At 43.2% G+C, this 13154-nt stretch carries 6 protein-coding genes and 2 pseudogenes; 4 read left to right on the top strand and 4 right to left on the bottom strand.

The window, feature by feature from the left end; translation table 11 throughout:
* A pseudogene (locus RMZ42_RS09655) lies at positions 1-500 on the bottom strand (WD40 repeat domain-containing protein); the annotation flags it as partial.
* Positions 501-509: 9 nt separating this feature from the next.
* Positions 510-3056 carry a caspase family protein gene (locus tag RMZ42_RS09650; RefSeq protein WP_322671209.1) on the bottom strand — a complete coding sequence of 849 codons (2547 nt, stop codon included), beginning with the start codon at positions 3054-3056 and terminating at the stop codon, positions 510-512.
* A 67-nt stretch (positions 3057-3123) separates the two neighbouring features.
* On the opposite strand from RMZ42_RS09650, the gene RMZ42_RS09645 reads away from it, so the two are divergent.
* Positions 3124-3501, top strand: a complete 378-nt coding sequence (locus tag RMZ42_RS09645) for a CU044_2847 family protein (protein ID WP_322671208.1) — start codon at positions 3124-3126, stop codon at positions 3499-3501.
* Positions 3502-3847: 346 nt separating this feature from the next.
* Here the strand turns inward: RMZ42_RS09645 and RMZ42_RS09640 are convergent.
* Together RMZ42_RS09640 and RMZ42_RS09635 are read right to left on the bottom strand one after the other, a co-directional pair.
* Positions 3848-4347, bottom strand: a pseudogene (locus RMZ42_RS09640) (hypothetical protein).
* A 298-nt stretch (positions 4348-4645) separates the two neighbouring features.
* The gene (locus RMZ42_RS09635; RefSeq protein WP_322671207.1) at positions 4646-7837 is read right to left on the bottom strand and encodes a WD40 repeat domain-containing protein; all 3192 of its coding nucleotides are present in this window, start codon (positions 7835-7837) and stop codon (positions 4646-4648) included.
* A 341-nt stretch (positions 7838-8178) separates the two neighbouring features.
* Here RMZ42_RS09635 and RMZ42_RS09630 point away from each other — a divergent pair, with 341 nt between their 5' ends.
* The 3 genes from RMZ42_RS09630 to RMZ42_RS09625 all read left to right on the top strand — a co-directional run bounded on the left by RMZ42_RS09630 (position 8179) and on the right by RMZ42_RS09625 (position 12871).
* The gene (locus RMZ42_RS09630) at positions 8179-10587 is read left to right on the top strand and encodes a GH116 family glycosyl hydrolase (protein WP_322671206.1); all 2409 of its coding nucleotides are present in this window, start codon (positions 8179-8181) and stop codon (positions 10585-10587) included.
* Positions 10588-11127: 540 nt separating this feature from the next.
* Positions 11128-11250, top strand: coding sequence for a hypothetical protein (locus tag RMZ42_RS34685; protein WP_416211805.1), 123 nt, complete (start codon positions 11128-11130; stop codon positions 11248-11250).
* 1150 nt (positions 11251-12400) lie between these two features.
* Positions 12401-12871, top strand: a complete 471-nt coding sequence (locus RMZ42_RS09625; RefSeq protein ID WP_322671252.1) for a HetP family heterocyst commitment protein — start codon at positions 12401-12403, stop codon at positions 12869-12871.
* The last annotated feature ends 283 nt before the right edge of the window (positions 12872-13154 follow it).

Below are 13154 nucleotides of genomic sequence, written 5' to 3'. Positions count from 1 at the left end.
AGACCTTGGAAATTCCACAACCGCACTCTGCCGTCACCACCGCCACTGACAATCGTCTGCCCATCCGGGCTAATAGCAACAGAATTGACCTCACCCTCATGACCACCGAAGGTTCCAGCCAAAGGCAGACCTTGGAAATTCCACAACCGCACTCTGCCGTCACCACCGCCACTGACAATCGTCTGCCCATCCTGGCTAATAGCAACAGAATTGACCTCACCCTCATGACCACCGAAGGTTTCAGCCAAAGGCAGACCTTGGAAATTCCACAACCGCACTCTGCCGTCATAACCGCCACTGACAATCGTCTGCCCATCCGGGCTAATGGCGACGGAATTGACCTCACCCTGATGACCACAGAAGGGTTCAGCTAAGGGCAGACCTTGGAAATTCCACAACCGCACTGTGCCGTCTTCACCGCCACTGACAATCGTCTGCCCATCCGGGCTAATAGCAACAGAATTGACTTCACCCTGATGACCACGGAAGGGTTCAGCCAAGGGTAGACCTTAGAAATTCCACAACCGCACTGTGCCGTCTTCACCGCCACTGACAATCGTCTGCCCATCCTGGCTAATGGCGACAGAATTGACCCTACCCTGATGACCACCGAAGGTTTCAGCCAAGTGCAGACCTTGGAAATTCCACAACCGCACTGTGCCGTCTTCACCGCCACTGACAATCGTCTGCCCATCCTGGCTAATGGCGACGGAATTGACCTCACCCTGATGACCACGGAAAGGAGTTAAGACATCCATCGCTTGTTGCAGGCTATTCTGAACTGGAGCGAGAATTTGCTTGGGCAATCTCTCGATATTCTCACCTATTGCTTGTATTGCCATAACTGAAGCTGTGAGAGGTTGGAAAGGGAGTATTTTCTTGATAGTTGCTGTTTTCTCCAGCAAGAAGGCTTCATGGCTTACTCTGAGAGCAACTTGTCGTTCATTACTCCGTTCTGTTTCATAAGCAACACTGCGCTGATAAAATTTCTGGGCTTGAGGTGATAAATCAGGCTTTAACTTTTCCCAATTTTTTTGCACTTCTGCTAACAATCCTCTTGGCATGAGGTATTTTTCATCTTCTTTTTTGTGCAACCATTCTCGCAAAGCATCTGCTAATCTATCATTCAACCGCCGCAAATCTCGGTCTTGTTGTCGCCATTGGGCAAACCTCTCCCAACCCTCAATTAAGGCTTCATGGGCTAAATCAATCCACGCTTTTCCTTGTTCATCTTTCCCAGCTACCAGCAAACGTCCTTTCACCAATCCTTCATCTAGCAATTCACTTAATGCTTGCTGCTGTTCTTTGTCATTACCAGCAATGGCTAATAGTTCAGTTTTTGGTTGACGCTGTCGGGTATCCTTTTCTCCCTCTCCCGTTCGCAATAATCGCAGGAAAATTTGCCCAATCCAGTCCTTCTCCTGTTCATTTCGTTCTTGAGTCGGGCAATCTTGCTGATAATCTTCGTAAAAATAAACATTTTCTGCATGAAAATTCAGCGCCCCTGTCAATCCTTGGAAGTTTTCATACTGTTCTAAGGTGAGTTGATGCTTTTGTTGGTCGCGTTTTTCCCAGAGTCTAGTTAAAGCAAACTCCATCAACGGCAAGTATCCCGGTTCTTTACCAACATCTTCTAAAATTTTCAGTAATAGCCCTTCTTCAACACTATGACCTTGAAGTTTAGCAGGTTCGGTTATTGTCTCTTTTAAATCAACTCCAGTTATACGCGGCATCAAAACCAGCTGATTTTCAATTAATTTATTTAAAGACGGATAATCTGAACATGATTCGAGAAAATCCGATCGCATGGTAATCACAACTTTCAACCGCGAATCGGTCATCTCTACTACCTGAGTCAGCAATTCAATAAATCTCTGCTTTTGTTCAGCAACAGAGACAGTAAATAATTCCTCAAACTGGTCTACTACCAATAAAAATTTTTTTGCACCTGTGAGATGCTCCAGAATTACAGGTAAAGGATTCGGTTCATTAGTAATCAACTCCCACAGCAATTTTTCTTTTCTCGCCCCTGGAAAAAATGCTTTCAAAACTGCTCTCAATTCCTGCAACGGCTGAAATCCTGGCTTGATTAGCGGTAAAATTTGCCAGACTCTATCATCTAATTCTGGAATTAAACCCGCCTGAACTACAGAAGATTTACCACTCCCGGAAGGGCCAATAATCGGGACAAAGGGCTTTTGTGCGAGTTTCCCCAGAATCTTCCTTACAACCTGCTTGCGTCCAAAGAAAAACTGTTTTTGTTCCGCTTCAAAGGCTTTTAAACCTTGGTAAGGACATTCTTTTTTTACCTCAAAGGTTTGAGCTTGGGTTTGAATGTTGTGGTTAATTAGAGTAATGGAACGCCCCCAACCCATGCGGATTGGTTCTTGTCCACTACCTTTGAGTTCTGTAGCAAGTATATCGAAGAGGCGATCGCCTGTCACCTGTCCGCGATCGTTAGTGTTCTCTGCTGATAACCCAGCCAGCAAAGCTGTTGTAAAAATACTGTGTTGTTCGCTTTTTTTGGCATAAGCTTGTTGAAAACCTCTGCAAGCAGCAATAAAGTAGTAATCGCGCTGTGAAATAAAGGCAGTCAGAGTTTTTTCGATGAGATTGCGTTCTAAAAATTCACCGCTATGACAGCAATCTAACAGCACTACTAGACTATTCAAGTCGGAGTCTCTAATTAAATTGTTGAGACTTAAAAGACTAATCCCGCCTGTTTGTTCAATAATTTGCTTGCCTTGAGTGACAATTGTCAAGTCAGAGGTTGCTAGATATGCTTGTTGTGTTCCTAAGCTGTCAGAAACGGTGATGCCATGCCCTGTAAAGTAAATTAGCGCTTCGTTTTTAACTGCATGTTGTTGCAAAAGTGTTTTTAAAGCTTCAGCCAACTTATTTGTACTAACTTTCCCTTTGAGAACAACGATATCCTCAAAATCACCATGCGCCTTTAGTACCTGCGCGACTGCTTCGGCATCCGTAGCTGGTTTTGTGAGATTGGAAAGCTGATTTGTATAATCTGTAATGCCAACTACAAGCGCGTAACGAGCCATCTATACGTATTTAAATTGTCTGTTACAGAATAAGATAACTTAAATACACCTAAACTCTGAGGGCTTGATGTCGAACATAGAACGTTTAGTCTTTGAAGAAGACGGGGAAATCTATACAATTCTGTTCGAGTCCAAGGAAACGCCAACTGTTCCAGAAATAGTCACACCGGAGGTTGATGAGGAGAAAGAATCCTACGGCTTTCGGGAAGAGGCATTTGTCAAAATTGAAGAAGTTCACCATCAAATTCGAGCTTATACCAAATATGCCATTGGCGCTTTTAAAAATTTAGGTGCTGCTGAAGTCGAAGAGGTGACTCTGAAGTTTGGCTTAAAGATAGGCGGAAAAACTGGTATCCCCTTTGTAACTGAAGGTTCGGCGGAGAGTAATTTTGAAATTGAGGTGAAGTGTAAGTTTCCTGAAAATAAGCAAAATTCCAGCACTTAAAGTTTTGCTTTGCCAAGGATAAGCTTTGTACCTTCAACTCTGCTAAGAATTATGGAAGCGATGTTTGCAACGGGCTACGCCTACACCTTTCACTCACCATAATTCACCCTTGAATCTCGGCTGTTGCAGTTCAAAACACGAAGTTCCGAGTTCAAAGGGAGAGCGATCGCCTTTTTTTCACCATCATTCACCTTTGGATCTCAGATGTTGCTGTTGTAAGCATGAAACTCCGAGTTCTGAGGTTGAAACTTTGAGTTCAGAACTCGGAATGCCGAGCAATTTACTCCAACATCCGAGTTCTGAGCTTCAACATTGCACCTAAGAAGTGCAATTACCGAGCTATTTTCTACAACGCTGCGGCTTGAGGCTTGGACTTCCGAGATTTACGGGCGAACCTTTGCCCCATTTCTTCAACTACTCCATCTAAACCAGCGCCTTGTCCACTAGCTTTGGCATAGTTATACACTTGCAAGGCGGCTGCATAAGCTTCACTACCCACTGCTATAGATGTATCGTCTAGCAACTCTTGTAATTGCGACAAAGACAGCAGTACTGGATACAAAGCTTCAAATAATTGTACGTCTTTCCGCATCTCATTAAGGTCAAACGATCGCGGCAAAAACTCTGGGTTCTGTGTCGCCACCTCCAATGCTTTACTGACAAAGGCGCGGCTTTTATCTCCCATTTTGGGTAAAGCTTTTCGTTCCTCGTTACTTAAATCAATCAAAAATGGTAATTTGTCTTTAATGGTAGCGTAGACGCGAAGCGGCTTGTCGTAGACATCGCTTGCAACACAGCATCTCTATCTGATTGCGCTAGTGTTGCACTAATTGGGGCTGTGGACATAGAAATTAGTCTCCAGTATGTTACTTAATTTTAGAGTGCCCACATATACAAACTAAATTTCAATAACACCAATAAAAATTCCCAGGTCAAAAGGTGAGCGTTGTCAAAGTGCGGGTTACGCCTAAGCCTTTCGCTCACCATAATTTATACCAATTTGAAAAAAGAATGCGACAAATAGACCACTTGTAGAGACGCGATTCATCGCGTCTTTACCCAAAGATGTGTTACTACTGCCTTGATAGCCGTTTGCAATTGAGTCGAGTGCAGACCTTCTGAGAGGCACAGCAATGCCGTGTTTTTACCCGCTTACTTTACTCCAAACATATTTTTGGCAGGTTTCGCAGGCGGCTTTTGCTTCCTCTGTTTGCGGATTGGTGAAGACAGGATGGTAACGTAACCTGTCACAACAAACTTGCAACCATGCACGCCAGTCACCGCGCCACAACCGTACAGTGCCATCTTCACCGCCGCTAACAATCGTCTGCCCATCGGCGCTAATGGCGACAGAATAAACCCAGCCCTCATGACCGCGTAAAGGTTCAGCCAAGGGAAAACCTTGCAGGTTCCACAACCGCACAGTGCCGTCATCACCGCCACTAACAATCGTTTGCCCATCGGCGCTAATGGCGACAGAATAAACCCAACCTTTATGACCGCGCAAAGGTTCAGCCAAGGGCAGACCTTGCAGATTCCACAACCGCACAGTGCCATCAGTACCGCCACTAACAATCGTTTGCCCATCAGCGCTAATGGCCACAGAATTGACAAAACCCTCATGACCACGTAAAGGTTCAGCTAAGGCAAGACCTTGACGATTCCACAACCGCACAGTGCCGTCATCACCGCCACTAACAATCGTCTGCCCATCGGCACTGATGGCGACAGAATTAACGTAACCCTGATGGCCGTGCAAAGGTTCAGCTAAGGCAAGACCTTGCAGGTTCCACAAACGCACTGTACCGTCACTACCACCACTGACAATCGTCTGACCATCGGTACTGATAGCGACAGAATAGACCCAACCCTGATGACCGCGCAAAGGTTCAGTTAAGGCAAGACCTTGGTGATTCCACAACTGCACCGTACCGTCAGTACCACCACTGGCAATCGTCTGACCATCGGTACTGATAGCGATAGAATAAACCCAACCCTTATGACCGCGCAAAGGTTTCGCTGAGGGAAGACCTTGGTGGTTCCAAAACCGCACGGTGCCGTCAGTACTACCACTAACAATTGTCTGACCATTAGTGCTGATAGCAACAGACCTAACATTGCCTTCATGACCACGCAAAGGTTCAGCTAAGGAAAGACCTTGGCGATTCCACAACCGCACCGTACCATCAGCACCGCCACTGACAATCGTCTGCCCATCGGTGCTGATGGTTACAGACCTCAGATTACCCTCATGACCGCGCAAAGGTTCAGCTAAGGAAAGACCTTGGCGATTCCACAACCGCACCGTACCATCAGCACCGCCACTGACAATCGTCTGTCCATTGGCGCTAATGGCTACAGACCTCACATTACCCTCATGACCATACAAAGGTTCAGCCAAGAGAAGACCTAGGGAATTCCACAACCGCACCATACCGTCGGCACCACCACTGGCAATCGTCTGCCCATCGGCACTAATAGCCACAGAAGAGACATCATTTTTATCCCCACGCAATGGTTTAGCTAAGGGAAGGCCTTGGCGGTTATACAACCGCACCATACCGTCAGCACCGCCACTGACAATCGTCTGCCCATCGGCACTGATGGCGACAGAATTGACATCATTTTTATGTTCACGCAATGGTTTAGCTATGGGAAGACCTTGGCGGTTCCACAACCGTACAGTGCCGTCAGCACCGCCACTAACAATCGTCTGCCCATCGGCGCTGATAGCGACAGAAGAGACATTACCCTGATGACCGCGCAAAGGTTCAGCTAAGGGAAGACCTTGGTAATTCCACAACCGTACAGTGCCGTCAGTACCACTACTAACAATCGTCTGCCCATCGGCGCTAATGGCGACAGAAGAGACATTACCCTGATGACCGCGCAAAGGTTCAGCTAAAGGAAGACCTTGGTAATTCCACAACCGCACAGTGCCGTCAGTACCGCCACTGACAATCGTCTGCCCATCGGCGCTAATAGCCACAGAAGAGACATTACCTTCATGACCACAAAAGGGAATCGAGACTCTTGCTTTATTCACTACCCGATTCAAACTGTTCTGAACTGATGCAAGAATCTGCTGGGGTAGTTTCTCTTGATTTTCCCCCATAGCTTGAATTGCCAAAACTAGACTATCTAGAGGTTGTAAGGGCAATAAATCGTCTACTCTAGCCGCTTTTTCTCGCAACTGGGATTCAGTAAGCGCTCTTTCCATCTCCGCAATCCGGTCTTTGTCGTCGGCATCGCTGCGCTGGTAAAAATCCTCATCTTGTTGGAGTGATTGCAAATCGGGCTGCAACTGTTGCCAGCTATCCTTCACTTGGGCCAGCAATCCCTTTTGGATTAAATATTTGTCATCCGGCCTTTCGTTCAACCATTCCCGTCGGGTATTTTCTAATGACTCGCTCAACGGTCGCAAGTCTCGGTCTTGTTGTCGCCACTGGGCAAACTGCTGCCAACTTTCAATTAAAGCTTCATGGGCTAAATTAATCCAGACTTCTCCTTTTTCATCTTTCTCAGAAACTAATAAGCGTCCCTTAACCAATCCTGTTTCACCATCTAGCAACTCACTAAGTTGTTGCCGTTGATTGGCATCATTACCTGCAATATTTAATAATGTGGCTTTGGGTTGGCGCTGTCGGGTATCCTTTTCTCCCTCTCCCGTTCCCACTAACCGCAGAAAAATCTGCTTCATCCATTCCTTTTCTTGCTGAGTGCGTTCTTGAGTTGGATATTCTTTCTCATAATCTTGGTAGTGATAAACATTTTCTGCATGGAGATTTAACACCGCAGTTAATCCTCCCAAATTTTCATACTCTTCTTGGGTAAGTTGATATTTCTTTTGCTCGCGTTTCTCCCAGAGTTTAGTTAAGGCAAACTCTAACAATGGCAAATTCCCTGGGTCTTGTTGAAGATTTTGGAGAATTTTTAATGCTCCTGCTTCTTCAACACTATGAACCTGAAACTGGACAGGTTTGGCGATTGTCTCTTTGAAATCAACTCCAGTTAAAGGCGGTATAACAACTACTGGGGTTTGAATCAGGTGAGTCAGAGAAGGATTATCTAAACAGGATTGAAGAAAATCACCTCGCATAGTAATTACAACAGCTAACCGCGAATCATGAATTTCTACTACCCCAGTCAGTAGTTCAATAAATCTCTGCCGTTCTTCCTTATCTATACAAACTGTAAATACTTTCTCAAACTCATCTACCACCAGCAAAAATTTTTCTGTGTTAACCACAGCCTCTGCATCATCAATAGGTTTAGTCAGGCTGCCGAAACTGTTGTCATTCTGAGCAATTTCAACCACAAGGGCGTATTGTGTCATCTTGTTTTATTAAAACTATTGAGAAAATTACCTCTGTGCTTTAAAATACCCAAATTAACGAGTTATTTACCCATTAGATTTAAAAACTCTAGATTTAAAGTTCAAGTAGCAGTTGAGTAACACGCAGTAAAAGCACAATATTAAAGTCTTAGTGACTGGGATAAGCTCTATACCTTGTAGTTCAGTAGTAATTACGGCAGCAATGTCTAAGGGCGGGCTACGACCAGTTAGAAAATTTCAGCTTAAGTAGACACCAATGGGCATACCGTGCTACTACCTTGAGAAAAATCTCACATCGCGCTAGTCTTCATTGACGTAACTGCACGCTGTAACATTAGGCGATGACAAATCAACTCTCTCTAAAAATTCCCTCTTGCACTTGGAGCCGTCCCATCGGCTTAGGCTGGGATAAACCTTATACCGTCCGCTATGCAAGTAATATTGATGATGGCCCTTGGCATGGTATGCCTTTAGGCGGCTTTGGTGCAGGTTGCATCGGTCGTTCTTCACGGGGAGATTTTAACTTGTGGCACATCGATGGCGGTGAGCATACCTTCAAAAACGTTCCCGCTTGTCAGTTTAGTGTGTTTGAATCCAATAGCACATCTTCCCAAACCTACGCTTTATCTACGCAAGCGCCCGATGATGACACTCTCAAAGCGTGGCAATGGTATCCGACACCTCCCAATACAGAGGGAACGGGCGATTATCACGCGCTATATCCACGTAGCTGGTTTGTATATAAAAATATATTTCAAGCACAGTTGACTTGCGAACAATTTTCCCCAGTCTGGGCAGGTAATTACCAAGAAACTAGTTACCCTGTGGCAATATTCCTCTGGAATGCCCACAACCCGACAGATACACCGATTACTCTGGGCATTATGCTCACTTGGCAAAATGTGGTCGGCTGGTTTACAAATGCTCTAAAATCTCCCGAAGTGCGGGTACGCGATGATGGTAGTCCAGTTTACGAATACCAACCGCGCTGGGGCGAAAGTCAAGGAAACTACAATCAAATAGTTGAAAATACACAACAGTTTGGCTGTGTTTTAGGTCGGGTTGGTAATAATGAACCTTTGCAAGAAGGTGACGGAACTTGGTGTATTGCAACGCTGAAACATCCCCAAGTGGAAGTATTTCATCATAGCCGCTGGAATCCTGAAGGTACGGGTGATGAGGTATGGCAAAGCTTTGCTAAAGATGGCTCTTTGCCCAATTATGTTGATACGACTCCAGCGATAGAGAATACACAAATCGGGGCTGCGATCGCAATCCGTTTCACTCTCCAACCAGGCGAAACTCTGGAAATTCCCTTTGTCGTCGCTTGGGATTTGCCAATCGTAGAATTTGCGGCTGGAGTCAACTACTACCGCAGATATACAGATTTTTTTGGTAAAAATGGCAACAACGCCTGGGCGATCGCATCGACTGCATTACAAGAATACCAAACCTGGCGATCGCAAATTCAAAGTTGGCAAAAACCTATTCTCGACCGGGAAGATTTACCCAACTGGTTTAAAATGGCTCTATTTAATGAGCTTTACGACCTTACTAGCGGCGGTACTCTCTGGAGTGCTGCATCAGAACTTGACCCCATCGGTCAGTTTGCGGTGCTGGAGTGCTTAGATTACCGTTGGTATGAAAGTCTAGATGTACGGTTGTATGGCTCTTTTGCGCTGCTGATGCTGTTTCCAGAATTAGAAAAGTCGGTGATTCGGGCATTTGCACGGGCGATTCCTCAAAGTGATGATACTCCCCGAATCATTGGCTATTACATGACAATTAAGGCCGAAAGCCCGATTGCAGTTCGCAAAGTTGCAGGTGCAACACCCCACGATTTAGGCGCACCGAACGAACACGTCTGGGAGAAAACCAACTACACCAGCTATCAAGATTGTAATTTATGGAAAGATTTAGGTAGTGATTTCGTTTTGCAAGTATACCGTGATTTTTTACTCACGGGTGCTGACGATGTGGAATTCCTAGCAGATTGCTGGAATGCGATCGTTCAAACCCTCGACTACCTGAAAACTTTTGACCTCGACGGCGATGGGATTCCTGAAAATTCTGGCGCACCCGATCAAACTTTTGATGATTGGCGATTACAAGGTGTTAGCGCCTATTGTGGTGGTTTATGGTTGGCAGCGTTAGAAGCTGCGATCGCAATCAGCGATATTTTATTAACTTACCAGACAGGTAACACAACGGAGTTGGCGGCGCAAAAATCCACTTATGAAACTTGGTTACAACAATCTCTTCCTATTTACCAAGAAAAACTCTGGAATGGGGAATATTACCGACTAGATAGTAAAAGTGGTTCCGATGTGGTAATGGCAGATCAATTGTGCGGACAATTCTACGCGCGTCTGCTGGATTTACCTGATATTGTACCAAGCGATCGCGCCCTTTCAGCGCTGAAAACTGTTTATGATGCTTGCTTTTTAAAATTCTGTAATGGTGAGTTTGGTGCTGCTAATGGTGTTCGTCGTGATGGTTCACCAGAAAATCCCAAAGCTACTCATCCCTTAGAAGTTTGGACGGGGATAAACTTTGGGCTAGCGGCTTTTCTCGTGCAGATGGGAATGAAGGATGAAGCGTTGAGGTTGACGCAAGCTGTGGTGCAGCAAATTTATGAAAATGGTCTGCAATTTCGCACGCCAGAAGCTATCACCGCAACTGGTACTTTTCGCGCTAGCACTTACCTGCGGCCAATGGCGATTTGGGGAATTTACTTAGTTATTAATTGATTGACTATCAAAATGGTTCTCGTTTTGACGCAACACACGTAGATGTCATGGGTGTCAACTTAAGCTGAAATCTTCTGACTGTATAAGTTTTGCCCTCACCCCAGCCCCTCGCTCATATTGGGAAAGAGGAGAGCAAATTCTCCAGTTCCCCTTCTCCCAATATGGGAGAAGGGGTTAGGGGATGAGGGCAAGCAACCCTAAAACCCTTACTCTTAAATAACTTCTACCTTAAGTTGACACCTATGACAGATGTACCTCCCTGCCAAATTGAACCTGCCTTCATCTGGAAAAGCAAAATTTAGATTTGCGATTTTATTTTCTGAGTGTTTCCGGAAGCGAAGGAAAATTTCAGTAATGGTAAGAGTTGAAGCATTGAGAATTTAAGACTACTGTTTCAAAATATGCAAATATTACTAGCTTTAGCTATAAATATTGCTGATAGTTCCCAGACTACGTTCACAATCAAAAGCTAGGTTATGACGTGCCTATTACCTTACTCAACAGCAAAGTTCATCAGATTGTGGTGCTCCGTGTTTGGCAATGATTAGCCAACACTGGTACATACGCTTAAACCCCTACAGTCTGCGCAACTTAACGCCAGAAAATCTTACAGGTGTATTTCACCAGCCTTTATTAGAAGCAGCCCAAACTTGCAGAATGTGAAGCGTTATCAGTGAGGACTAGTTTTAACTAAGGTGGACTCATACTATAACCCGTGGATAGCTCATTGTCAAGTAATTCATTGTGTAGTTGTCTGGAGAGATAAAGGCGATCGCATATTGATTTTTGATCTTAATACCACCATTTAGCCCACTTGCCACTAAATTTGTAATTTCAATTTTATAAATCTGTTAAATATTCATATCATATAGAAATTTCTGCTGAATCAACTTAATAATATTCTGTGTTAATTAGCTTTATATCTATTTTTAAATTCTCTAATCTTGTACAGACTTAGGCTGCAACACTTTTCGAGTAAATTTATCCATTTACGGATCTTTTTTTTGACTCAACTAAGGCTCGTTATCACTATTTATTTATATTATCCTTAACCAGTAATTTTCTTTTACGACTGGTCTATTTTATAATAATTTACTGCTCGTTATGAAATATTTACGAGTAGGTGACAGCGATTATATTTAGATACGCTAAAGCTGTAGTCTTTGCAAGCCAATAAAGACAAGTCTAATAAGTATCATTGTCTAATCGAACTTATTGTAAAAATAAGCTCAATCTTATTGTTATGAAAGGGTTTATTCTCTTTCGGATAATATTTTTACAAGTTGTTTTCCATTCTATTTAATGGTATTGTTTTTTAGTTACTCGACAATAATAAAGGTTTTAAAATGATATCGGGTGAGGGGTAAGACCCCCTCAAGAATTAGCAAAAGAGGACAAAACTAAAAGCTGCACAACACACAAGTAAGTATAGTAATATATTCAGTAAATTTGACCTATAAAGATACTAGATTAGTAGATGACAGCAACGAAAAAAATAGTATAAATACGAATGGTGTTGTTAACGCTCAAAGATAAATATATTTTCTCTATTAGTCTAAAAGAATATGCAAACTTCCCGGAAATTGCCTAATCCAACAGTAGTAAGAAATATAAGCGTGTGAACCAAGAAAATTTATTTACTTATGGATTTATCATCCCTTGTAAACATCAAACACCGCTCCACTGCTGATAATTTGCCACAAGCAATTCAAGATTTGCAAAAAGGCTAGTGCAGTTTGTACACCTCAATTTAAACATCAACAATCGCAGAGAAGAAAATAGTTTACTTCACCCAAAATAACTAAAAACTATGATGAATCAAGACATTGCTGGTATTAGTAGTAACTTAGATAAGACAGTGAAAGCTCAACAATTTGACAAAGTAGTTGAAGCAATTCTTGCTGGAAAGTATTCCTGGGCATGTGTTTTAATGCTGCGATTTGGTGGTTATAATCCTTTGCATTACATTCCATATCGCACCTACAATCGATTGCTCAAAGAGAACTCTCAAGCCGATAGGACAAAACAACAGCAAAATGAAAATCTAAAAATGCTGAAACACGCTCATAATTCCCAGTCTGATAATAATGCTTCATCAAGCTGTTTAAGCAAAATTAAAGACGTAGCTTATCTAGAAGTAGTTAGAAAGCAAAAAGCAGAAATCCGTGCTGGTAGTTTAGACCAGAGATTGACACACCAAATTAACGAACATCAATCAAGCAAATCGCCATTAAAACCAGAAAATGTTCAAGACATTTCCTTGAAATCCTGTGGATTCAATTAAAAAGTATTTGGAATCAATAGATTCTGCTCTAAAGTTGATTGATTATCTGAAAGCCTGTTATGCTAATTTAAAATTTATAGCATGACAGGTTTTCTCTAGCAGTAATTAATTTGATAATTGTTTGTAAAAATCTGCCAAAATGGCAACTATATACTAATGATATTGATAAACTAATACCAACTACAATTTAAACCAAAATAGAGGTGATTTGGCAAGCAAGTTAATTTAAAAAATAAAATCAACGATTAGTTCTAACTATGAAATAAATCAAACTGATTACAAA

The organism is Nostoc sp. DedQUE05 (assembly GCF_034530955.1).
GTDB lineage: Bacteria > Cyanobacteriota > Cyanobacteriia > Cyanobacteriales > Nostocaceae > Nostoc.
Note: the sequence above shows the minus strand (reverse complement) of the source record. Positions and strands in the feature narration are given on the sequence as shown.